This window comes from Pseudomonas sp. NPDC088414 (assembly GCF_044753325.1).
In the GTDB taxonomy this organism is placed as follows: Bacteria; Pseudomonadota; Gammaproteobacteria; order Pseudomonadales; family Pseudomonadaceae; genus Aquipseudomonas.
The window spans coordinates 112,656-136,402 of the sequence record NZ_JBIVMY010000007.1; the positions used below are offsets into that span (position 1 = coordinate 112,656).

The following is a 23,747-nucleotide window of genomic DNA, read 5'->3' on the forward strand; positions in this document are numbered from 1 at the left end:
TAGGAGTGAGCCTGCTCGCGATAGCGGATTAACATTCAACGCAAATGTTGAATGAATGACCGCAATCGCGAGCAGGCTCACTCCTACAGTTGGTTTTGAGGTGGCGCTTAGATCCGCAACCCGCCATCCATCTCCAGAATCCGCCCGGTGTAGTAGTCGTTCTCGAAGATATACGCCGCCGAATGGGCGATCTCTTCCGGCTTGCCCATGCGCTTGAGCGGAATACCCGAGGTCATCTTCTCCAACGCTTCCGGCTTCATGCCCAGGGTCATCTCGGTTTCGATGAAGCCCGGTGCAATGCCCGCCACGCGAATGCCGTAACGCGCCAGTTCCTTGGCCCAGGTCACGGTGGCGGCGGCCACGCCAGCCTTGGCGGCGGAATAGTTGGTCTGGCCGACGTTACCGGCGCGGGAGATCGACGAGATGTTGATGATCGCGCCGCTGTTTTTCAGCTCGACCATTTTCGCCGCCACTTCACGGGTGCACAGGAACACGCCGGTCAGGTTGACGTCGATGACCGCCTGCCACTGGGCCAGGCTCATCTTGGTCATTTCGCCATCCTTGACCTTGAGCAGCAGGCCGTCACGCAGGATCCCGGCGTTGTTGATCAGGCCATGGATCGCGCCGAAATCTTCGGCGACCTGCGCGACCATGTGCTCGACCTGTTCTTCATTGGCCACGTTGCACAGATAGCTGCGCGCCTCGACGCCCTTGGCCTTGCAGGCGGCCACCGCGTCATCGAGTTTTTCCTGATTGAGGTCGACCAGCGCGAGCTTCGCGCCTTTGCCGGCGAAATACTCGGCCATGGAACGGCCCAAACCCTGGCAACCGCCGGTGATAATGATTACTTTGTCGTTGAGTTGCATTCGCATGCCCCGATAGCCGGTCTGAGTGGTTTTTGTTATTGGCGACGCTCGATCTGCACATGAGCATTGCCCGATGGCGTGACCGGGACTTATCCCCAGGCGCCTGTCCGTTTTTTCGACGGATTCTATTTAAGGAGTCATAAATTGAGCGTTGAAGCGGCCAAGAATGCCCGAGAATTGCTTCTCAAGGAATACCGTGGCGTATTGTCCACCCACTCCAAATCGATGCCCGGTTTCCCGTTCGGCTCGGTGGTGCCGTATTGCCTGGATGAGCAGGGCCGTCCGCTGATCCTGATCAGCCGCATCGCCCAGCACACCCACAACCTGCAGAAAGATTCGAAATGTTCGCTGCTGGTAGGTGAGCGCGAAGCCGACGACGTGCAGGCCGTTGGTCGCCTGACCTATCTGGCCGAGGCACAAAAGCTCGAAGCCCCGGCTGTCATCGAAGCTGCCGCCGAGCGTTATTACCGGTATTTCCCCGACTCGCAGAACTACCACAAGGCCCACGACTTCGATTTCTGGGTGCTCAATCCGGTGCGTCACCGCTACATCGGCGGTTTCGGTGCGATTCACTGGGTCGATCAACTGACCTTGGCCAACCCGTTCGCCGGCAAGGCGGAAATCAGCATGGTCGAGCACATGAACAGCGATCACGCCAAAGCCATCGCCCACTACGTGGAGCTCAGCGGGCTGCCGAAAACCCTGCCGGCGCAACTGGCCGGAATCGACAGCGAAGGCATGCACTTGCGCATCGGCCAGGCGTTGTACTGGCTGCCGTTTCCAGCGCCTTGTCATACGCCGATACAAGTGCGCGAAGCCTTGGTTTCTCTGGCTCACGCCGAGGTCTGGCCAAAAAATGCGGTGGCCGACGCTTGAATTCACGAAAGGGCGACGTCATCTAAGGCTTACTGCAAGGCATTTCTTGCGTTGAGGAATCTTTGATGCGCCCTTTTTTGTTGCTCTTTCTGCTGTTTCCGGTGCTGGAGCTGTTCGTATTCGTCAAAGTGGCAGGGGCGATCGGGTTTTTCCCGGCCCTGCTGCTGATCATTCTCGGCTCGATGTTCGGTGTGTTCGTACTGCGCGTCGCCGGTCTGGCCACGGCACTGCGTGCCCGTGAAAGCCTGAATCGCGGTGAGTTGCCCGCACAGACCATGCTTGAAGGCTTGATGCTCGCCTTGGCCGGTGGCCTGTTGATCCTGCCGGGCTTCATCAGCGACGTGGTCGGTCTGATGATGCTGCTGCCGTTTACCCGTCGCCTGCTGGCGAACAAGATGCGCCAGCGCGCCGAAGAACAGGCAATTCGTCAGCGTGCCTTCGCCGACGACCTGCAACCCCGTGGCGGTCCTGCACCGCGTCAGCCTCTGGGCCGCGAGGGTGATGTGATCGAAGGCGAGTTCGAACATCGCGACAGCAAATAACCGCTGCATCGACACGGCACCTTCGGGTGCCGTTTGTTTATGCGCGGCATTCAAGGGCTAAATCGATGAAAAATTTTCTGCCCCCGCCCTTGTAATAAGCTTATGCGCCCTTATGTATCGGTCACCGAAAGGTTTCCGGCGTTGAGCCGGACAGACTTCCGCGGTTCGCTCGACGAACCGCAACCGGCGCAGGCCGGATTCGTTAAACCCGCCGGGACTACACCGGCCGATGAAAACCACAATTAGGAGAGATCGACAATGAAGCTTCGTCCTCTGCATGACCGCGTCGTCATCCGTCGCAGCGAAGAAGAAAAGAAAACCGCTGGCGGTATCGTCCTGCCAGGTTCGGCTGCTGAAAAAGCCAACCACGGTGTGATTCTCGCTGTAGGCCCGGGCAAGGCTCTGGAAAACGGTGAAGTGCGTGCACTGTCCGTGAAGGAAGGCGACAAGGTTGTGTTCGGTCCTTACTCCGGCAGCAACACTGTGAAAGTCGACGGCGAAGACCTGCTGGTAATGAGCGAGAACGAAATCCTCGCTGTTATCGAAGGCTGATACCCCCCGTTCATTTTCCCGTTACTACAAAGTATTTAAGGAATATCGATCATGGCTGCTAAAGAAGTTAAGTTCGGCGATGCCGCTCGCTCCAAGATGCTCAAAGGCGTCAACGTTCTGGCTGACGCGGTAAAAGCGACCCTGGGCCCGAAAGGCCGTAACGTGATCCTCGAGAAGAGCTTCGGCGCTCCGACCATCACCAAGGACGGCGTTTCCGTCGCCAAGGAAATCGAACTCGAAGATCGCTTCGAAAACATGGGCGCGCAGCTGGTCAAAGACGTTGCCTCCCGTGCCAACGATGACGCTGGTGACGGTACTACCACTGCGACCGTTCTGGCTCAGTCGATTGTCAACGAAGGCCTGAAAGCCGTCGCTGCCGGCATGAACCCGATGGATCTGAAGCGCGGTATCGACAAGGCGACCATCGCCATCGTCAAAGAGCTGAAAGCCCTGTCCAAGCCATGCGCTGACACCAAGGCTATCGCTCAGGTTGGCACCATCTCTGCCAACTCCGACAACTCCATCGGCGACATCATTGCCGAAGCCATGGAAAAAGTCGGTAAAGAAGGCGTGATCACCGTTGAAGAAGGCTCGGGCCTGGAAAACGAACTGTCGGTTGTAGAAGGCATGCAGTTCGACCGTGGCTACCTGTCCCCGTACTTCGTCAACAAGCCGGACACCATGGTTGCCGAGCTCGACGGCCCGCTGATCCTGCTGGTCGACAAAAAGATCTCGAACATCCGCGAAATGTTGCCAGTGCTGGAAGCCGTTGCCAAAGCCGGCCGTCCACTGCTGATCGTTGCCGAAGACGTTGAGGGCGAAGCCCTGGCGACTCTGGTCGTGAACAACATGCGTGGCATCGTCAAGGTTGCAGCCGTCAAGGCGCCAGGCTTCGGCGACCGTCGCAAGGCCATGCTGCAGGACATCGCCGTTCTGACCGGCGGTACCGTGATCTCCGAAGAGATCGGCCTGAGCCTGGAAAGCACCACCCTGGAGCACCTGGGTAACGCCAAGCGCGTGACCCTGTCCAAGGAAAACACCATCATCGTTGACGGTGCTGGCGTACAAGGTGACATCGAAGCCCGTATCGCTCAGATCCGCGCCCAGGTTGCCGAAACTTCCTCGGACTACGACCGTGAAAAACTGCAAGAGCGTCTGGCCAAACTGTCCGGCGGCGTTGCAGTGATCAAGGTTGGCGCAGGTTCCGAAGTCGAAATGAAAGAGAAGAAGGCCCGCGTTGAAGACGCCCTGCACGCAACCCGTGCAGCCGTTGAAGAAGGCGTGGTACCTGGCGGTGGCGTTGCGCTGATCCGTGCTCTGGAAGCCCTGACCGAACTGACCGGCGACAACGCTGACCAGAACGTCGGTATCGCTGTGCTGCGTCGCGCTGTTGAAGCGCCGCTGCGTCAGATCGCTGCCAACTCCGGCGACGAGCCAAGCGTAGTCGTCAACGAAGTGAAGAACGGCAAAGGTAACTTCGGTTACAACGCTGCTTCGGGCGAATACGGCGACATGATCGAAATGGGCATCCTGGACCCAACCAAGGTCACTCGTTCCGCTCTGCAAGCTGCAGCCTCGATCGGCGGTCTGATCCTGACCACCGAAGCGGCTGTTGCCGATGCACCGAAGAAAGAAGGCTCGGCTGGCGGCGGTATGCCAGACATGGGCGGCATGGGTGGCATGGGCGGCATGATGTAAGCCAGCCTTACCCCTGTAACGAAAAACCCCGCCTGCGATGAGCAGGCGGGGTTTTTTATTGCCTTCGATTTCATGTTGACCCTGAACCGAGGTGAGGCCATCGCTGGCAAGCCAGCTCCCACAGGTTTAGCGCAATCCTTGTGGGAGCTGGCTTGCCAGCGATGGCGTCATGTCAGTCAACACAGAGGCTGACTGACGCAACAACGTCCATCTTCAGTTAACGATCACTGACCTGCGGAGTGTCTTCTTTCGCCGGCTTCCAGCTCAGCAACTGCTGTTTGAAGCCATAACTGGCCGCCTGGTAATACGCAATCGCCCGGCTGACCAGCGGATCATCGCTGCTGACCCGCGACTCGCGGCTCTCGGTCAGCGCATCGTCATGCCGGCGCAAGCCCTGGCGCGGGCTGAGGATCGCCAGATCCTTGCCATCAAACAGACCCAGATGCTGATAGTTGCCGACTACCACGCGCGGTGGCAGCGGGTTGTCCTGCAGCAGGTTGCGACCGAAGAACGTCGAGGTGTAATCCAGATTGAGCAAGCCCAGTAACGTCGGGGCCAGATCGATCTGGCTGGCCAGCTGCGCGCTCTCGCGAGCTTCGATCATTTTCGGCGCGTAAATGAACAGCGGGATCTGATAGTTGGCGATCGGCAAGTCTTCTTTGCCGGCGCTGCCCGCGGTGTGGTCGGCGACGAAGATGAAGATCGTGTTGTCGAACCACGGCTTCTGCCGCGCCTGCTCGAGGAACTGACCAATCGCGTAGTCGGTGTACTTCACCGCGCCATCACGACCGTTGCCGGACTTGATGTCGATCCGGTTGTCCGGGTAGGTGTAAGGACGGTGGTTGGACGTGGTCATTAGTTGCAGCAGAAACGGTTGCTGCTTGGCGTAGTCGGCATCCGCCAGTTTCAGGGTCTGGCGATACAGGTCTTCGTCGGCCATGCCCCAGGCGTTCTTGAAGTGGATTTCGGCTTCATCGACGCTGCTCTGATCGACGACGCGATAGCCGTTGCCGCTGAAGAACGCGTTCATGTTGTCGAAGTAGCCGCGTCCGCCGTAGACGAACACGCTGTCGTAACCCACCGCGCTCAGTTGCTGGCCAAGGCTGGCGAAACCGCTTTCACGGCCGATGCGCTTGACGATCGAGCGACCTGGCGTCGGCGGGATGGCCAGGGTGATCGCTTCCAGCCCGCGGTCGGTGCGGGTGCCGGTGGCGTAGAAGTTATTGAAATACAGGCTCTGCTTGCGCAAGGCGTCGAGGTTCGGCGTCAGGTTGCGACCGTCGCCATTGCTGCCCAGATACTTGGCGCTCAGGCTTTCGATGGTCACCAGCACAATGTTCGGCTTGCGCGGGGTGCCCGGGTTGTCGATCACCCGGCGGATGTCCTGTGGGTCCTTGCCGATGAAGCGCGCGTCGCTTTCGCTCAGCTCGGCGCGGATCTGGCTGGCGACTTTTTCAGCGGGCAGGCTCTTGTAGAACTGGGTGTAGTCCAGTTCATTGTTACGGAATGCGGCGAAGAACTGATACGGGCCGTTGCTGGCCAGTTCGTTCTGGTAGGCGTTGCCGCCCTGGGCACGCGGGGCGTCCTGGCTGAGCAGTTGCAGGCTCAGACCCGCGACGATCAACAGGCCCAAGGCACTGAGCAGACGCCCGCGCAGCGCTGGCAGCGGGGCATTCATGGCGGCATTGAACGGCTTGCCCAAAGCAAAACTGATCACCACGGCCAGTACCGCGAGGAGGCTTAGCAGCTTGCCGATCGGGTACGACTCGAGGACGTTGTTCAGCACTTCGTCGGAATACACCAGGTAATCGACGGCGATGAAGTTGAAGCGCACGCCGAACTCGTCCCAGAACAGCCATTCAGCCACCGCCACGAACAGCATGGCGAACAGGCTGACGGTCAACAGGGCGCGCAGGAACCCGCGATGTCCACGACGCCGCCACAGGCCCGGCGGGCAGAGCAGCAGGTACAAGCCCAGCGGCAATGCCGCGTAGGCCAGGAACCCCAGGTCGTAGAGCGCGCCAATGCCGAACACCGAAAGGGCAAAGCCGCCGGCCTCATCCAGGTGAGTCAGCAGCAGTACCGCTCGGGTCAGAAGAAAGATGACCAGCCAGGCGCCAGTGATCAGCAGCAGAAAGCGCATAGGCGCTGTCTTGAAAGAGTCCATTGTTTCGTTTTCCTTATATCAATGGCGCGCGAGTGTCGCGGCGCCACTGTAGTCAGGTTGTGAATCGATAGTGAAAACTTTGTTAAATATTTAATTTGCCTGGGCAAATGGATTCGCGCGCTTGCCGGCCCTAGCCGTGAACCGGCGTTGGCCTTAAGCTGCGCGGGCCATGACGGCCGTTACTGTGTACGGAGGAAATGCCAATGCGAATTCTATTGGTCGAAGACAACCGCGATATCCTGGCCAACCTGGCCGATTACCTGGGGCTCAAAGGCTATACCGTCGATTGCGCCCAGGACGGCTTGTCGGGCCTGCATCTGGCCGCCACCGAGCATTACGACCTGATCGTGCTCGACATCATGCTGCCGGGGATCGACGGCTACACCCTGTGCAAGCGCCTGCGTGAAGATGCCCGACGCGATACGCCGGTGATCATGCTCACCGCCCGCGATCAACTCGACGACCGCCTGCAGGGCTTCAAGTCCGGGGCCGACGATTATCTGGTCAAACCGTTTGCGCTGTCGGAACTGGCGGCGCGCATCGAAGCCGTGATGCGTCGCACCCAGGGCGGCGGCCGCCGTGCGCTGCAGGTGGGTGACCTGACCTACGACCTCGACACGCTGGAAGTGACCCGCGAGGGCAAGCTGCTCAAGCTCAACCCGGTCGGCCTCAAGCTGCTGGCAGTCTTGATGCAGAAGAGTCCGCACGTCCTGCGTCGGGAAATTCTCGAAGAAGCGTTGTGGGGAGATGACTGCCCGGACAGCGACAGCCTGCGCAGCCACGTCCACCAATTGCGTCAGGTGATCGACAAGCCTTTCGCCAAGCCGTTACTGCAAACCGTGCACGGCGTGGGTTACCGCCTGGCCGAGGGGCGTGATGGAGTTTAAGCAAAGCCTTTCCCAGCGGATCATCATCGCCTTTGCGCTGATGAGTGCGCTGGTGGCCGGGGCCTTCGCCATGGGCATTGTGGCGACGGTGCACCTGGTGGAGGAGAAACTGATTTCGGCGGGGCTCGGCGGCGACCTGCAACGTCTGCTGCTGATGGACAACGTCTCGGACTGGAGCCATCGCCCGGAGCCGGATCAGTTGTTCTATTTCAGCGGCGGACCGGGTGATTTCGAGCTGCCCAAGGATCTGCGCCACCTCGATGCGGGCTTCCACGAAGTGTTCCGCGAGCAGCTGTCGTATCACGCAATGGTCGAGATCGTCGACGGTCGCCGTTATGTCCTGCTGCAGGATCAAAGCGATTTCGAAGAGCGCGAGCGCGTGCTGTTTGCCGTGGTGCTGGTGGGCTTTGTGCTCAGTCTGGCGCTGGCGGTATTCCTTGGCTGGGTGCTGGCGCGCAAAGTCATGGCGCCGGTGGTGCGCCTGGCACGGCAAGTACGGCATCGCGATCAGTTGCTCGGTCTGGCGCCGCCACTGGCACCGGACTATGCGGCTGATGAAGTCGGCGAACTGGCGGTGGCGTTCGATGCCACGCTGGGCCGTCTGCGTCAGGCGCTGACCCGCGAGCGGCTGTTCACCAGCGACGTCAGTCACGAACTGCGCACACCGTTGATGGTGCTGGCCAGTTCCTGCGAATTGCTGTTGGAAAATCCGGGACTGGATCAACGCGGTCGTGCCCAAGTCGAGCGCATCGCTCGCGCCAGCGAAGAAATGCGCGAACTGGTGCAGACCTTCCTGATGCTCGCCCGCGCCCAGCGCGAAGATGCCGGTTCAGCGCCGCAGCAGAACATCAGCCAGGTGGCCGATGGCTTGTTGAGTATCTGGCGTGAACCGATCGAATCGAAAGGGCTGCGGCTGATGTTCGAGCCGGGCCACCCGCCCGACACCTGCTTCAACGCGACTCTGCTCAGCGCGGTGATGGGTAATTTGCTGCGCAACGCCTGTCACTACACCGAGCAGGGTTTCATTCGCCTGACGCTCAACGACAATGGATTTGTCGTCGAGGACTCGGGTGTCGGCATTCCCGAGGAAAAACGTGAAGCCATGTTCCAGCCCTTCGTGCGCGGCAATGAGAAGCGCGGCGAAGGCCTCGGCCTGGGCCTGTCGCTGGTGCAGCGGATCTGTGAAAACCAGGGCTGGGAAGTGACACTGAGCACGATGCAGCCCAATGGCTGCCGCTTTGAGGTGACGCTGGGCCGTACTGACGGTCGCTAATGGCCCTGCGCTATTGCTTTCTCACTGTAAAACCCTGTAATAGTTTGCCTGTTTACCTGACGTAATTTTCACAAATGGACGACCTGACGCTGACATGCCATTACCTATGGTAGGGGCATCAGTTATTCAGGAGTCCTGAAAATGAGCAGTCCGATCAAGCTCGATTTTTCCGAAAAGTATGATGACCAACATGCGCAAAAATATTTGCGCAAGCATCAGGACGGTCTCGGTCGTCGGTTGTCACATTGGCGGGACGAGCAATTGGCCCGCAAGGCGCTGACGCTGGCGGGTGAGCCGGGGTTGGTGCTGGATTTGCCCTGCGGTGCAGGACGCTTCTGGCCGTTGCTGGCGGAAAAACCCAATCGAGTGATCATTGGCGCGGACAATTCCGAGTCTATGATCAAGACCGCGATGCAGGCGCAACCGGCTGATGTGGTGAAACGGGTACAACCTTTGCACACGTCAGCGTTCGATATTGCCTTGCCGGATAACGCTGTCGACAGCATTTTCTGCATGCGTTTGCTGCATCACATCGGTGAAGCCGAACATCGGCGGACGATTTTGCGCGAATTCGAGCGTGTCACCCGTGACAGCGTGATCATTTCGTTGTGGGTGGACGGTAATTTCAAGGCCTGGAAACGCAAGCGCGCCGAACAGCGGCGTGGGCAGGAAGGTTACCAAAACCGGTTTGTGTTACCGGCTGTGACAGTAGAAAAAGAGTTCGAAGAAGCAGGTTTTCGCATTCAGGAACAACTGGATTTTATTCCGCTGTATGCCATGTGGCGGGTTTACGTATTACGCAAGAGGTAACAGGATGGCGGTGCAAATAGCAGCAGAATCGGAAGTCGCTCCCCAGGATCGCTTCGACTACTACTGGAACCAGCGCGGTGAGTGGGTGGAAGAACCCAACGTGCGCCGTGGCGGAGAAAGTGGTGTGCAACGAGTCGTGGGCCGTGACGGCCAGTTACTGTATGCCAAGCGCCAGACCGGACATATCTATCGCAGTTGGCTGCATCCTTTCGGCCGCCCTACAGTCTTGCGTGAGCTGGATGCGCTGACCGGTGTCAGCCGCCTCGGCGTCCGCGTCCCGCAAATCGTCTTCTGCGGTGCGCAGCCCGATCCGCAACACAAGTGGCGTGCGCTGCTGGTGACCAAGTCGCTGGACGGTTTCGACGAACTGGAGAAGTGGGAAGCCGCCGGTGGCCGTGCCCAATATGGCGAAGCCGTTTACGAGCGCGTCCTCAAAGACCTGGCTGAAAACCTCGCGCGCATGCACAAGGGCCGTTGGCAGCACAGCTGCATCTACATCAAACACGTTTTTGTACGGGTGACCGGCGAAGGTGATTCGGCTCAGGTCGAAGTGGCATTGATCGATCTGGAGAAATGCCGTCAGCGTCTGACCGCTTATCGCGCGGCCTCCCATGACATGAAGCAATTGCGTCGCCATTCGTCGTTCAGCGACACGGACTGGAAAAAACTCGTCTACTTTTATGAGACGGCGTTTGGCAGCGCTATCAAAGGTTTATAGCGATGAAACTCGAAATTGCACGAGGTTTGTTTCTGGTTGGAGCCTTGGCAGTTGCGTCATTGGCGGTGGCGGCCTGGGAGCAGCCCCGCATGCAGGTGATCGGTGCTACCACAGGCGATGCTCACTGCGCAGTACCACGGGTGGCGAAAGCCTCCGTGGCGACTAAACCTGACCATGATTTGTTGCTGTTCATGTTCGGACTTTCTCAAGGGATGAGGCCGCAGAGTTGAACCGATTGAAGCCAAAATGAAAGGCCTCGCAGTTGCGAGGCCTTTTTTATGGATGAATACAAAATTCCCTTTGATACAAATTCACCCTGTAGGAGCTGCCGAAGGCTGCGATCTTTTGATCTTGGCTTTTAAAAACAAAATCAAAAGATCGCAGCCTTCGGCAGCTCCTACAGGGACAGAGATACGGACAGGGAAACGGTCATGATTTGGCATCCGGTTTCGCCAGCAGGGTGTAGATGCACGGCAGCACAAACAGCGTGAACAACGTGCCGATCGACATCCCCGTGGCAATCACGGTGCCGATGTCAAAACGGCTCACGGCGCCCGCGCCGGTTGCCAGAATCAACGGCACCATGCCGAACACCATCGCCGCCGTGGTCATCAACACCGGGCGTAAACGAATCGCCGCCGCTTCTTCGACCGCTTCGCGCGCAGTCAGACCCTTGTCCTTGCGCAACTGGTTGGCGAATTCGACGATCAGGATCCCGTGCTTGCTGATCAGCCCGATCAGGGTTACCAGTCCGACCTGGGTGTAGATGTTCATGCTCGACCAGCCAAGGAACAGCGGAATCAACGCTCCACAGATCGACAGCGGCACCGTCACCAGAATCACCAGCGGATCACGGAAGCTTTCGAACTGCGCTGCCAGCACCAGGAAAATGATCGCCAGCGCCAGGGCGAAGGTTACCCACAGAGCGCTACCTTCCTGCACGTACTGGCGCGAGGCGCCGCCATAGTCGAAGGCAAACCCGGCTGGCGCTTCTTCCCGGGCGATCTGCAGCACGGTGTCGATGGCTTCGCCCATGCTGACCAGCGGGAATCCGGAAATCTTCGCCGCGTTGAGTTGCTGGAACTGGTTGAGTTGGCGCGGCCGCGCCCGGTCGCTGACCTTGATCAGGGTCGACAGCGGCAGCAGCTCGCCCTGGGTGTTCTTCACGTAGTAGTTGTTCAGCCAGCCGGGATTTTCGCGGTACGGTCGTTCGACCTGGGCAATCACCTTGTAGCTGCGGCCTTCGATGGTGAAACGGTTGATTTCCGCCTCGCCCAGCAGCGTCGCCAGGGTGCCGCCCAGGTCGAGCATCGACACGCCCATCTGCGCGGCTTTGGCACGGTCGATATCGACCACCACCTCCGGCTTGTCGAACGCCAGGTCGAGGTCGACGAAGGCGAACTTGCCGGACTCCATGGCGCGTTTCTTGATCCGGTCGGCCACTTGCAGCAGCAACTCGTAGTCGTTGGCGGTATTGACCACGAACTCGAACGGCAGACCTTCACCGGTGCCGGGCAAGGATGGCAGGTTGAAACCGAAAATCTGCAGGCCGGGGATACTCGCCAGTTTGCCTTGGACCTCGGGCAGGATCTGCATCTGCGTGCGGCTGCGCTCGTTCCACGGCTTGAGCAGGAAGCCACCGATGCCTGCCTGCACGCCGTTGTAGCCGTTGATCTGGAACGAGGAGTAGTACTCCGGAAACTCCTTGAAGATCTTGATGAATTCGTCGGTGTACGTGCTCAGGTAATCAAGGTTGGTCGGCTGTGGGGCGGTGGCCATCATGAAGATGATGCCTTGGTCCTCATCCGGTGCCAGTTCCGACTTGGTGAACTTGAGAAACACCGGGATCAGGCACAACACGATCACCGCGAACACCAGCACCACCGGCCGCGTGTTCAATGTGCCGTGGAGCATGCTCTGGTAGCGGCGCTTGAGACCGTCGAAAATGCGGTCGAGGCGGTGCGCCAGGCCACTGGGGTTTTCTTCGTGGCGTAACAGCAGGGCGCACATCATCGGTGACAGGGTCAGGGCGACGATCCCGGAGATCACCACGGCGCCGGCCAGGGTCAGGGCGAATTCCTTGAATAGCGCCCCGGTCAGCCCGGTGAGGAAGCCGATCGGCGCATACACCGCCGCCAGGGTGATGGTCATCGACACCACCGGCATGGCGATTTCCCGCGCACCTTCCAGCGCGGCCTCCAGCGGCGTCTTGCCTTCCTCGATGTGCCGGTGGATGTTCTCAACCACCACGATCGCGTCGTCCACCACCAGACCGATGGCCAGCACCATCGCCAGCAGGGTCAGGAGGTTGATCGAATAGCCCATCATTTGCATGAAGAACATCACGCCGATCATCGACAGCGGGATGGTCACCACCGGGATCACCACCGAGCGCAGTGCCCCCAGGAACAGGAACACCACGACGATCACGATCAGCACCGCTTCGAACAGGGTTTTCACCACTTCGTCGATGGACGCCTGGATGAACTGGGTGGCGTCGTAGGCAATCTCGCTTTTGAGGTTGGGCGGCAATTGCGCTTCCAGCTCCGGCATCAGCTTGCGCACTTCCTTGATCACATCCAGCGGGTTGGCGCCGGGCGTGGCCTTGATGCCGATGTACACCGACGGCGTGCCGCCGAACGAACTGATCGAATCGTAATTTTCCGCGCCCATCTCGACCCGCGCGACATCGCTGAGCAGCACGCGGCTGTCGCCACTGACCTTGAGCGGGATCGCCGCGAAGGCTTCGGCGGACTTCAGTTCGGTGTTGGCGTTGATGCTGGTGACCACGTACTCGCCCTTCACCTCGCCGGCGGCGGAGAGGAAGTTGTACTGGCGCACGGCGTTGGTCACGTCGCTGGCGCTGAGGCCGAAACCGGCGAGCTTCACCGGGTCGAGCCACAGGCGCATGGCAAATACCTGATTGCCGAGAATCTCCGCCTCGGCCATGCCCGGCAGGGTCGCCAGTTTCGGCTGGATCACCCGCGACAGGTAGTCGGTGATCTGCGGGTTGCTCAAGTCCTTGCTGAAGAAGCTGATGTACATCAGCGCCGAGGCGTCGGCCGATTCCTTGCTCAGCACCGGGTCTTCGGCGTCCTGCGGCAGTTTGTTCTTCACCTCGTTGGCCTTGGCCAGCAGTTCGGTGAACAAACGGTCGGTGTTGGAACCGATGCGCGCGTAGATCGAGATCACCGAGAAGTTCTGGCGGCTGACCGAGGTCATGTAGTCGATGCCTTCGGCGCTCGCCAGACTCTGTTGCATCGGTTGGGTGATGTAGCCCTGAATGGTCTCGGCGTTGGCCCCGGGGTAAGCGGTGGTTACCGTGATCAGGGCGTTTTCCATTTGCGGATACTGGCGCAGCGGCAGTTTGCTCCAGGCCTGGAAACCCAGCAGCACAATCAGCAGGCTGACCACGGTGGCGAGCACCGGGCGGCGGATGAACGGATCGGTAAAAGCCATGGGGATTCCTTGATCAGTCGGCGCGAGGCGGACTGTTCTGCTCGCCGAGGGTCTTGTCGTCGCTGATGGCAATGTGTGCGCCGTTGTCCAGTTTGATCTGGCCGGCGGTCACCACTTGTTCGCCGCTCTGCACGCCCTTGTTGATTATCACCAGGCCATCGCGGCGCTCGCCGGTCTCGATGAAACGGCGTTCGGCGATCAGCACCGGTTGGCCCTTGTCGTCTTTCACGACACTGCCGTCTTCGGCCTTCTGTTGCCCGACCACGTACAGCGAGTTGCCGTAGAGGGTGTAGGTGATCGCGCTTTCCGGGACCACGATGTGTTGCTGCGGATCGGGCAGTAACACGTTGAGGCTGGCGAACATGCCCGGCAGCAATTTGCCGTCGGGGTTGGCCAGAGTGGCACGCACCAGAATATTGCGCGTGGTGCTCTCGACAATCGGGTTGATCGCGCTGATGGCGCCGGGGAAATCCTGTCCGGGATAGGCGGCGACGCCGATCTGCACCGGTTGCCCGATGGCCAGTTTCGGCACCGATTGCTCCGGCACATAGAAGTCGGCGTAGAGGCTGCTCAGATCCTGCAGGGTGGCGATTTTGCTGCCGCTGGCGAGGTAGTCGCCGACATCCACCTGACGGATGCCGATGGTGCCGCTGAACGGCGCAAGGATGCGTTTTTTCGCCAGCGAAGCGTTGAGCTGATTGACCGTGGCCTTGTTCTTTTGCAACACGGCGGAGAGACGGTCGTACTCGCCTTTGGAGATCGCGCGGCTGTCGACCAGTTGGCTGCCGCGACCGAAATCCAGTTGCGCCAGACCCAGGTCAGCCTTGGCGGTTTCCAGCAGGGCGGTCTCGACCGCGCTGTCGAGTTGCAGCAGTGGCTGCCCGGCCTTGACCTTCTGCCCGGATTCGAATTTGAGCTCGGTGACGGTGCCGGCGACTTCCAGGCTCAGCTCCACGCCTTGCAAGGCCTTGAGCGAGCCGACGGTGGGCAGACGCATCTGCCACGGCTGTTCGCTGGCGCGGGCCACGGCGACGCTGATCGGCGGTTTCGGTTTGGAGAAGCCCTGGATCATGGTGTAGATCGAAAAGGCTTTGTACCCGCCCAATACCAGGACGACCAGCAAGACAACACCCAACATGATCAGCATGCGGCGACGCAGCATATTTCCAGTTCCTTGGATAAATCAGGTGAGACAGGCGGGCACATTACTCCGAGTACAGGGGGGATTCCAACTGCCAGTTTTTACAGTGAGGACGAATAAAACCCCTGTGGCGAGGGAGCTTGCTCCCGCTGGACTGCGCAGCAGTCCCATGCTTTTGAGTTAAAAAGCGGGGCCGCTTCGCGCCCCAGCGGGAGCAAGCTCCCTCGCCACAGTTACAGCGTTGATTCAGGCCATCAGATGCAGATGGTTGTCCCAGAGCCCCGCCGGCAATTCCAGCGGCTTGGCCAGCAGTTCATCCTGGCGGCAATCGTAGTAGCGGCAGCGGCCCTGACCCGAGGTCACGACGAAACCATCCTTCACCGCACCGACGCCGGCGCAATCGGGCAGCGGCGCGTCGAGGCGCACTTCGCCGCTGTCCAGGTCCCAGATGAAGAACCGGTTGCCACGCGGCGCGGTCAGCGCCACCAACCGCAGCTCGCTGTGCACTGCGACGCTGGCGGTGTAGTGCCCCATCGACTGCAACTGATGCTCTGGCACCGGAAACGCCACGAAGGGCTGGCCCGGACGCTTGATCGCCAACAGTTCGGAACGCTCATGCGAGGCGCCCATGAACTGCTGGCCGGCGACGATGGTGCCGTCGCTGGCGATGCCCAGGTGGCGCACGCTGTTCATCTGCTGGGCGAGGGTTTCCTTGCTCAGCAGCGTACCGTCGCGCTGCATCAGTACCAGGCTCGGTTCCATGGCGTTGAGGTTCATGTCGACGCGGCTTTCGGCTTCGGTGCGGATCCCGCCGTTGGCCACCACCAGGGTTTCGCCATCGGGCATCCACGACACCTGATGCGGGCCGAGGCCATGGGTGGAAATCTCGCCACTGTGCACCAGCCGCTCGCCTTCGAACTTGTACACCCCGAGCAGGCCACGCCCCGGATCCGTGGTGTCGTTCTCGGTGGCGTACAGGTATTCGCCGTCCTTGTGCACCACGGCGTGGCCGTAGAAATGCCGGTTCGGCTGCGACGTCACGGTTTGCAGCAACGTCCCGTCGCGCAGGTCGATCAGGTAGCTCTCGGTGCCCGGGCGGCGGGCGACGAACAGTGCGATCGGCAGCGTCGGGTGGTTGATGATGTCGTGGCAGCGCTGGCCGACCTCGGTGGCGAACACCCGCGTACCGTCCAGCCGATAACCGACGGCGTAATGCTTGCCGTCGGTGTCATCGCGCGCCGAGAGCAACAGCGGGCTCTGATCCTTGCGCTTGAACAGCGTCCAGCCGCCCAGTGTCACTGCTCCCAGCAGCAAACTACCTAAAGTCAGAGCCTGGCGTCGCAGCATGGCACTTGCCCTCATCAGTCACCGTCGTTGGCGTTGAAGCCCAGTTGAATGCCCAGCGCCTTGGCCAGTTCGCCTTCGTGCAGGCGATGGACGACGTTGAGGCTGTCGTAGAGATCGTTGAGTTGTTGACGACCGGCGTCGTCCTGGAGCATTTCGGTCAGCGAGCGCTGGCTGCTGTCGAACAGTTTCAGCGACGCGGCGTAAGCGGCGTCGATCTTGTCCGCCAACGGTTTCTGCTCGGCCGGCAGCAGACCGCGCAGGCCTTTGTTGTCGACGCCTTCCCAGACGGTTTTGGCTGCAGCGAGGCTGGCTTCCAGCGCAGTCAGCGACGACTGGCTGCGCCACGCATCGGCCTGGAACGGCTGCGGCACGCCTTTGCTCTGACGGCCCATCGGCGTGCCGAGTTTTTTCTTCAGGGTGTCGAGGGCGGTGACCTGCACACGCAGCAGATCGGCGATCGCTTCGTGGGAGTCGGCGTAGCGTTGGTTAGGGAATTTGCTCATCTGCGCGAGCATGCCGTCGGTGTTGTTCCAGCTCTGCAGAATCTCTTCGGCCAGTTGCTTCTGGCGCTCGCCGATGGCGATCAGCAGTGGGCAGTATTTGGCTTTCTGCTCGGCGTTGGCGACGTCCGGTTTTTCATCGAACAGGATGTATTCGTAAGCCGACAGGCCTTGCACTACCACGCTGGATTTGGCCAGTGCGGCGGCATCGATCTGCGGCTGGGCGACCACCAGTTGTTCGACCTGACGGCCAACCAGGTTCTTCTTGTCCGGCCAGAACTGCACCTGCCACGAACGGTTGCCCTCGGCCAATGGGCCGATCAACAGCGGTTGCAGCTCGGCCCAGGCTTTCTGCGCATGCAGGAAGTCGGCGCGGGCGGTTTCCAGGGTTTCCTTGCCTTGGCAGTAGGCGAGGGCGCTGACCGCCAGTTGCTTGTCGGCTTCGACCCAACGGGTATAAGTCGGCAAGATCACCGATTTGGCGATGGCCGCCGACGTGACCGCTTGCGGGTCCTGCGGCGAGCAGGCGCCGAGGGCGAGTGCGGCAAGGCTGGTGAACAACAACTTGGGACGGAACATGTCGGGCTCCCGATTCTTTTAAGTGTTTAAAGTGAGTTCAAGAACGCCAGCAGCGCGGCACGCTGCTCGGCGTTGAAAGACAAAACCTGTTGCTGCGCCTGCTGCGCTTCGCCGCCATGCCAGAGCACGGCTTCGAGCAGGTTGCGGGCGCGGCCGTCATGCAGAAACTGGGTGTGACCACTGACTGCCTGCGTCAGGCCGATCCCCCACAACGGCGGGGTGCGCCAGTCGCGGCCGGAGGCCTGGAACTCAGTGCGGTTGTCGGCCAGACCGTCGCCCATGTCGTGCAGCAGCAGATCGCTGTACGGGCGAATCACTTGATTGGCCAGTTCAGGTTCGGCGGCGTTGGCGGCGGTGGTGTATTGCGGGGTGTGGCAGGACTGGCAACCGGCCTGGAAAAACAGGTTCTTGCCGGCCAGTACTTGTTCGTCGTTGACGCCACGACGTGCCGGCACTGCGAGGTTGCGTGTATAGAACAGCACCAGACGCAGGATGTTGTCGCTGACTTCCGGCTCGCCGTCCGGGCCATTGCCGTTTGGCGCCTGTTTGCAGGTGGCTTGCGCGTCGGTGCAGTCATCGAAGGGTCTCAGGCGGGTGGTGAGGCCCATATCACCAGAAAACGCGTGAACATTTTGTTGATTAAGATTCGGTTGCCCGGCTTTCCAGCCAAATCGACCCATGACGGTCTGGTGCAACGCGTCATCCCAGACCTGATTCGGTCGACCATTGATGCCGTTGTTCTCTTTGGCTTGCGCGGCGGCGTTGGCGAGGATCGCTTCCTCCGGGATCGCTTCGAGCAGGCCGAGGCCGATCATCGGCGGCGCGACGCGGGCGGAGAAACGCGTGTCCGGGTGCATCGGGCCGTAGCCCAACTGAGTGAATTGCAGAACCGGTTTGCGCAACTCCACTTCGGTGCCGTCCTTGAAACGGATCGGCACCGGCGTGTACTCGACGCGCACCTTGCCTTCCGGTGTGACCCCGGGCACGGCCATGTCCTGGAACTGCCCGCCGTAGACCGGCTCGGGCACCACGCCGAGTTGCTCGATGACGTTGGCATAGGCCGGCGAATCGGGAATCGACAGGCGCACCAGCATTGACACCGCGTTCGCCGCATCGGGCGCTGGCGGGTGGCCACGACCATCCTTGATGTGGCAGTTCTGGCAGGCGTTGGTGTTGAACAACGGGCCGAGGCCATCGCGGGCAGTGGTGGTCGATGGGGCGATCACCCAAGGGCTGCGGAAAAAACTGTTGCCGACACTGAAATCGACCCGACGCGACGGTGGCAGGTTGGCCGAGGGCAGGGAGAACGCATTCTGGTCGGTCTTGCGCACGGTCGTTGCACCGCCCGAACGCGCTTCACCGGGCTCGGCCTTGGTAAAGCGCGGGGCGTCATCGCAGGCACTCAGGCCCAGGGCCAGAAACAGTGCGGACAAGCGAAGCGGCAGCGAGGGCATCAGACATCCTGCGGACGGGCGAAAACAAAGGCGCAAAGTCTAACAGGGCGAGGGAGTTTGAATAAGAGGAATTATCGTTTGCTTGATTTGCGGCAGGGTTTCACTCGAGACCAAGGCGCAGCCATCGCTGGCAAGCCAGCTCCCACAGGATTTGTGTTGTACCCGGAGTGTGTGAACGCCGCGAAAACTGTGGGAGCTGGCTTGCCAGCGATGGGGCCATCAGCATCACCGCCAAAAGCAGGCATGAAAAAGGCGACCCGGAGGTCGCCTTTTTCAGTCGAACGCGCGTGATCAGAACTCGTGATCAGCGTTGTCCGGGTTCAGGTCGCTGATGCCCAGCTTGCCGGCAGCGGCTTCGATTGAACCGGTCTGTTTGACCAGTGCGGCGATGGCGTCACGCACGATCTGGTTGCCGGCGGTGTTGCCCGCAGCGATCAACTGGTCGTAGTGCTCACCCTTGTTGGCGTGATCGACCATGACCTGGATCTTGGCTTCGGTAGCGGCCAGATCGGCTTTCAGCGCGTTGTCGGCAGCCGGGTCGGCCTTGGCCACCAGCGACGACAGGCTGGCGCCGGTCAGCTTGGTGCCGTCGGTGCGGGTGTACTCGCCCAGGTACACGTTACGAATGCCTTTGGCATCGTAGAAGTGCGAGTTGTGAGTGTTGTCGCTGAAGCAATCCTGTTCGTCTTCCGGGGAGTTGGCTTCCAGCGAAACCTTCATGCGCTCGCCCGCCAGTTCACCCAGGGACAGGCTGCCCATGCCGAACAGCATTTTGCGCAGGCCGGATTCGGCAGGCTCGGCTTCCAGGGTGGCGCGGTAGTTGTCAGCCACGTTCGGCTTCCAGTTGCCGACCATTTCTTCCAGGTCGCTGACCAGCAATTGGGTCACGGCTTTCAGGTACGCACGGCGACGATCGTTGTGACCGCCTGTGGCACCTGCGCCTTCCAGGTAGTCCGACGCCGGACGGTTGCCAGCGCCCGGGCCGGTGCCGTTCAGGTCCTGGCCCCAGAGCAGGAATTCGATGGCGTGGTAGCCGGTGGCGACGTTGGCTTCGGAACCGCCCAGTTCGTTGAGGCTGGCGAGTTTTTCCGGGGTGATGTCCTTCACGTCAACCTTGTCTTCGCCGACCTGTACTTCAGTGTTGGCGATGATGTTGGCGGTGGCGCCCGGGTTACCCAGCGCGTGTTCGTAGGATTTGTCGACGTAGTCGATCAGGCCTTCGTCCAGCGGCCAGGCATTCACCTGACCTTCCCAGTCGTCGATGATGGTGTTGCCGAAGCGGAACACTTCGCTCTGCAGGTAAGGCACGCGCGCAGCGACCCAGGCAGCCTTGGCGGCTTTCAGAGTGTCGGCGTTCGGCTTGGCGAGGAACGCGTCGACGGCGGTTTGCAGGGTTTTCGCGGTGGATTCGGCATCGCTGTAAACGGCGAAGACCATGTCGGCGTAGTGCGCGACCACAGCCTTGGCAGCGGCTTCATCGACTTTACCGGCAGCGGCAGGTGCTGGTGCGGCAGCGGTGCTGGCGGCCGGCGTCGGCGTGGCCGGGGCGGCAGCCTTGTCTTTGCCTTCGCCGCAACCGGCGAGGGAAATAGCGATGGCCAGCAGACTGGCGGTAGCCAGAGGCATACGAATCATGGCGAACATCCTGCTTCGGTAATGGAATGGACAGGGCGCGGGGGTGCGCAAAGCTGCGACATAATGCAAATCTTTCGCATTATGTGTAAAGGGTTGTGGCTGGAAATATTTCTTGTTTACGCAGATCAAAAGATCGCAGCCTGCGACAGCTCCTACAGGGGAATGCATTCCAAATGTAGGAGCTGCCGCAGGCTGCGATCTTTTGACTTTATAAAATAGCCGCGTTGCTGCGCTGGGCCTGCTTGAGATAAGCGCCCAGCTCCCGGGCCGGCAGTGGCTTGCTGTAGTGGTAACCCTGACCTTCGTGACAGCCTTCGGAGATGATGTAGGACTCCTGCTCGGCGGTTTCCACGCCCTCGGCAATCACCTGCATGCCCAGGCTCTTGCCCAACTGGATGATCGCGCGAACGATGGTCGCATCGTCGTCGTCATCCAGCAGATCCTGGACGAAGCTCTTGTCGATCTTGATCTTGTCCAGTGGCAGGCTTTTCAGATAACTCAGCGATGAGTAGCCGGTGCCGAAGTCGTCGATGGCGATCAGCGCACCGGAGCGGCGCAGGCTCAGCAGGTGTTGGGCGGCGGTGCTGATGTCTTCCATCAGGCCGGTTTCGGTGACTTCCAGCTCCAGGCTGCGCGGCGGCAGGCGGTAGATCTGCAGCAGGTTGTTGACCACTCGCGGCAACTCGGCGTGGTGCAGTTGCACGGTGGACAGGTTGACCGCCATGCGCAGATCGACGAAGCCCTGATCGTGCCATTCGCGCAATTGCTTGCAGGCCTGATCCAGCACCCACTCGCCGATAGCGATGATCGTGCCGTTCTGTTCGGCCAGCGGAATGAACAGGTCCGGCGGTACCAGACCGTGTTCCGGGTGCTGCCAGCGAATCAGCGCTTCAACCCCGACCACCCGGTGATCGCGGTAGCTGATCTGCGGTTGATAGACCAGATAGAACTGGTCGCGAATCAGCGCATCGCGCAGGTCTTTTTCCAGTTCGCGACGGCGGCGCATCTCGCTGTCGACGCTGGCGATGTAGAACTGATAGCGATTGCGCGAGCGGGTCTTGGCCAGCGTCATGGTCTGCTCGGCCTTCTGCAACAGCTTCTCGGTGCTGTCGCCGTCCTCGGGGAACAGGGTGATGCCGATGGTCGCGCGCAGGCGGATTTCCTGATGGTCGAGGGCGAACGCCGCTTCCAGATCATCGAGGATGCTCTGCGCCAGTTCCGCCGCTTCGTAAGGTTGTTCGATATCGGCCTGCACCAGGGCGAACTGGTCGCCACCCAGACGGGCGAGGGCGCCGAGGCGACCGCTGTGGGCGCGCAGGCGGTCGGCCAGCGCCAGCAGCAACTGGTCGCCGGTCTGGTAGCTGAACTGCTCGTTGATCCCTTTGAAATCATCCAGCCCCACGCACAACACCGCGACCCGGCGTTGCAGCTTGCCGGCGTCGACCAGAATCTTGTCCAGTTGCTGCTGCAATTGCTGGCGGTTCGGCAGGCCGGTGAGGAAGTCGTACTGGGCCATGCGCAACAGGCTGTTTTCCGCTTCGTGGCGCAGGTGGGTGTTGCGTTCTATCGATTCGAGCAACTGGTTGGCGGTGTTGATCCAGATGCCGAGTTCATTCTTTTCGTGACCCTTGAGCTGTGGAATCTTGTGCTCGCTGGGGCGATCCGGATTGATTTCGGTGAGGTGCTCGATGATCCGCGACAGCGGTTTGGTCAGCAGCCAGTGATAGACCAGATACAACACCAGACCCATGGCCAGGGCGCGCAAGACGCCGGAAATGAAAATGATCACCGAACTGACGATGAAACTCTCGCCGTAGGTCGCGGTGTCGAGGGTGATGCTCAGGTCGCCGTAATACTCGCTATAGGGACCGCGACCGACCAATTGGGTGGTGAAGGTGCGTTCCTGGCCGAGAATCAGATCAGTCAGCCAGCGGCTGTTGGAGTGCTGCAACTCACGGGATTTTTGCGCGAGCATCGCTTCGTTGGGATGGCCGATGGAAGCCTGGCGCACGGCGTCGTCCTGGAACAGGCCTTCGATCACCTGCATGCCCATTTCCCGGTCGAGGCTGTAGACCGCCTGAGTGGATGGGTCGCGGAACATGTCGAGGATACGCTGGGCGTCGCCGGCCACCGCCTGGCGGGTTTTATAGGCATCGAAAACGATCTGGGCGCAGCTCAAGACTACGCCGACGATCAATGCCGAAAGGAGCACGACCCGGAGCAACTTCACCGACAAGCTGTTCTTGAGTTCCAGCTTCAAAGGGTTATTCCTTGTTCCGTGCGGGTAGCGTCAAGTTGCCATGAGTATTGGCAATCCCGTGTTGGCAGTCAAAGGGACAATCAAGCCCAAGGATATTTGCCTGTGGCGTTGGCCGAAATGCTGCTGTCTGGAGTCTCAGCTCTATTTGTACTGTGTCGGTAGTTTCGGCCCTCAACTTGAGCGGTGTGGAACAAATTTTCGTTGATTTGATGGTAGCCCGCTGTGCTGCCCCGGCAAGTGGCCGGAGCCAGCGTTCATCGTGAGAAAAACGCTATTCCCTGTAGGAGCTGCCGCAGGCTGCGATCTTTTGATCTTGCTTTAAAAAATCAAAGTCAAAAGATCGCAGCCTGCGGCAGCTCTTACAGGAAAACAGAGGCGCCAGAAATTGTGGCACGGTGCGGCAGCTCCTACAGAAAGCAAAGGCATAAAAAAACCCGGCATCAGCCGGGTTTTTTATCTGGCGCGCAGCTTAAGCGGTGAAGGTTTTGCCTTCGAACTGCTCGGCAACGAACTTCCAGTTGACCAGGTTCCAGAACGCTTCAACGTACTTCGGACGCAGGTTGCGGTAGTCGATGTAGTAAGCGTGTTCCCAGACGTCGCAGGTCAGCAGCGGGGTGTCGCCGCTGGTCAGCGGGTTGCCGGCGCCGATGGTGCTGGCCAGGGCCAGGGAACCGTCAGCCTTTTTCACCAGCCAGCCCCAGCCGGAACCGAAGGTGCCGATCGAGGTTTTGCTGAACTCTTCCTTGAACTTGTCGAACGAACCGAACGCCGCGTTGATCGCTTCAGCCAGTGCGCCGGTTGGTTGACCGCCGGCGTTTGGCGCCAGGCAGTTCCAGTAGAAAGTGTGGTTCCAGACCTGAGCGGCGTTGTTGAAGATGCCGCCCGAGGAAGTCTTGACGATCTCTTCCAGGGTCTTGCCTTCGAACTCGGTGCCTGGCACCAGGTTGTTCAGGTTCACGACATAGGTGTTGTGGTGCTTGTCG

At 60.3% G+C, this 23,747-nt stretch carries 19 protein-coding genes; 9 read left to right on the forward strand and 10 right to left on the reverse strand.

The annotated features are described in order from the left end of the window. Window positions 1–107: 107 nt before the first annotated feature. A complete protein-coding gene (locus ACIP8I_RS09905; protein ID WP_016773416.1) occupies window positions 108–866 on the reverse strand; it encodes an SDR family oxidoreductase in 759 nt (252 codons plus the stop codon). Window positions 867–1,010: 144 nt separating this feature from the next. Between ACIP8I_RS09905 and ACIP8I_RS09910 the strand changes: the two genes are divergently transcribed. From ACIP8I_RS09910 to groL, 4 genes are all read left to right on the forward strand, one after another. After that, window positions 1,011–1,742: a HugZ family protein gene (locus tag ACIP8I_RS09910; RefSeq protein ID WP_400760638.1), complete on the forward strand. Its 732-nt coding sequence runs from the start codon at window positions 1,011–1,013 to the stop codon at window positions 1,740–1,742. Between the two features lie 65 nt (window positions 1,743–1,807). Beyond that, window positions 1,808–2,284 (forward strand): FxsA family protein, encoded by a 477-nt coding sequence (locus ACIP8I_RS09915; protein WP_400760641.1) that lies wholly within the window; start codon window positions 1,808–1,810, stop codon window positions 2,282–2,284. 258 nt (window positions 2,285–2,542) lie between these two features. After that, window positions 2,543–2,836 carry a co-chaperone GroES gene (locus ACIP8I_RS09920; protein ID WP_007916610.1) on the forward strand — a complete coding sequence of 98 codons (294 nt, stop codon included), beginning with the start codon at window positions 2,543–2,545 and terminating at the stop codon, window positions 2,834–2,836. 51 nt (window positions 2,837–2,887) lie between these two features. After that, window positions 2,888–4,534, forward strand: coding sequence for a chaperonin GroEL (gene groL, locus ACIP8I_RS09925; protein WP_007964008.1), 1,647 nt, complete (start codon window positions 2,888–2,890; stop codon window positions 4,532–4,534). A 217-nt stretch (window positions 4,535–4,751) separates the two neighbouring features. On the opposite strand, the gene ACIP8I_RS09930 is transcribed toward groL, so the two are convergent. After that, window positions 4,752–6,701 (reverse strand): LTA synthase family protein, encoded by a 1,950-nt coding sequence (locus ACIP8I_RS09930; RefSeq protein WP_400760644.1) that lies wholly within the window; start codon window positions 6,699–6,701, stop codon window positions 4,752–4,754. 203 nt (window positions 6,702–6,904) lie between these two features. Here ACIP8I_RS09930 and colR point away from each other — a divergent pair, with 203 nt between their 5' ends. The 5 genes from colR to ACIP8I_RS09955 all read left to right on the forward strand — a co-directional run bounded on the left by colR (window position 6,905) and on the right by ACIP8I_RS09955 (window position 10,619). Beyond that, window positions 6,905–7,588, forward strand: coding sequence for a two-component system response regulator ColR (gene colR / locus ACIP8I_RS09935; protein ID WP_007964011.1), 684 nt, complete (start codon window positions 6,905–6,907; stop codon window positions 7,586–7,588). After that, window positions 7,578–8,861 carry a sensor histidine kinase gene (locus ACIP8I_RS09940; protein WP_400760646.1) on the forward strand — a complete coding sequence of 428 codons (1,284 nt, stop codon included), beginning with the start codon at window positions 7,578–7,580 and terminating at the stop codon, window positions 8,859–8,861. Before colR ends, ACIP8I_RS09940 begins: the two co-directional genes overlap by 11 nt. A gap of 141 nt (window positions 8,862–9,002) precedes the next feature. Then, entirely contained in the window at window positions 9,003–9,671 is a 669-nt protein-coding gene (locus tag ACIP8I_RS09945; protein ID WP_007964014.1) for a class I SAM-dependent methyltransferase, read from the forward strand. Between the two features lie 4 nt (window positions 9,672–9,675). Beyond that, window positions 9,676–10,389, forward strand: coding sequence for a lipopolysaccharide kinase InaA family protein (locus ACIP8I_RS09950; RefSeq protein WP_400760650.1), 714 nt, complete (start codon window positions 9,676–9,678; stop codon window positions 10,387–10,389). A 2-nt stretch (window positions 10,390–10,391) separates the two neighbouring features. Beyond that, window positions 10,392–10,619 carry a hypothetical protein gene (locus ACIP8I_RS09955; protein ID WP_025111684.1) on the forward strand — a complete coding sequence of 76 codons (228 nt, stop codon included), beginning with the start codon at window positions 10,392–10,394 and terminating at the stop codon, window positions 10,617–10,619. A gap of 199 nt (window positions 10,620–10,818) precedes the next feature. Here the strand turns inward: ACIP8I_RS09955 and ACIP8I_RS09960 are convergent, their stop codons facing one another. The 8 genes from ACIP8I_RS09960 to ACIP8I_RS09995 form a co-directional block, all read right to left on the reverse strand. Then, on the reverse strand, window positions 10,819–13,848 hold the full coding sequence (locus ACIP8I_RS09960) for a multidrug efflux RND transporter permease subunit (protein ID WP_400760653.1): 3,030 nt from the start codon (window positions 13,846–13,848) through the stop codon (window positions 10,819–10,821). Between the two features lie 13 nt (window positions 13,849–13,861). Continuing rightward, on the reverse strand, window positions 13,862–15,010 hold the full coding sequence (locus ACIP8I_RS09965) for an efflux RND transporter periplasmic adaptor subunit (RefSeq protein WP_400760656.1): 1,149 nt from the start codon (window positions 15,008–15,010) through the stop codon (window positions 13,862–13,864). 225 nt (window positions 15,011–15,235) lie between these two features. Further along, complete coding sequence (locus ACIP8I_RS09970) at window positions 15,236–16,336, reverse strand: DUF1513 domain-containing protein (RefSeq protein WP_007964021.1); 1,101 nt, start codon at window positions 16,334–16,336, stop codon at window positions 15,236–15,238. A 14-nt stretch (window positions 16,337–16,350) separates the two neighbouring features. Further along, window positions 16,351–17,415, reverse strand: a complete 1,065-nt coding sequence (locus tag ACIP8I_RS09975; RefSeq protein ID WP_096795126.1) for an imelysin family protein — start codon at window positions 17,413–17,415, stop codon at window positions 16,351–16,353. Between the two features lie 26 nt (window positions 17,416–17,441). Continuing rightward, a complete protein-coding gene (locus ACIP8I_RS09980) occupies window positions 17,442–18,869 on the reverse strand; it encodes a di-heme oxidoredictase family protein (protein ID WP_400760658.1) in 1,428 nt (475 codons plus the stop codon). A 291-nt stretch (window positions 18,870–19,160) separates the two neighbouring features. Continuing rightward, window positions 19,161–20,504 (reverse strand): imelysin family protein, encoded by a 1,344-nt coding sequence (locus ACIP8I_RS09985; protein ID WP_007964025.1) that lies wholly within the window; start codon window positions 20,502–20,504, stop codon window positions 19,161–19,163. 208 nt (window positions 20,505–20,712) lie between these two features. Continuing rightward, window positions 20,713–22,764: a bifunctional diguanylate cyclase/phosphodiesterase gene (locus ACIP8I_RS09990; RefSeq protein ID WP_007964026.1), complete on the reverse strand. Its 2,052-nt coding sequence runs from the start codon at window positions 22,762–22,764 to the stop codon at window positions 20,713–20,715. 469 nt (window positions 22,765–23,233) lie between these two features. Next, the coding region (locus tag ACIP8I_RS09995; protein ID WP_400760662.1) for a superoxide dismutase at window positions 23,234–23,747 on the reverse strand (514 nt) is incomplete at its 5' end.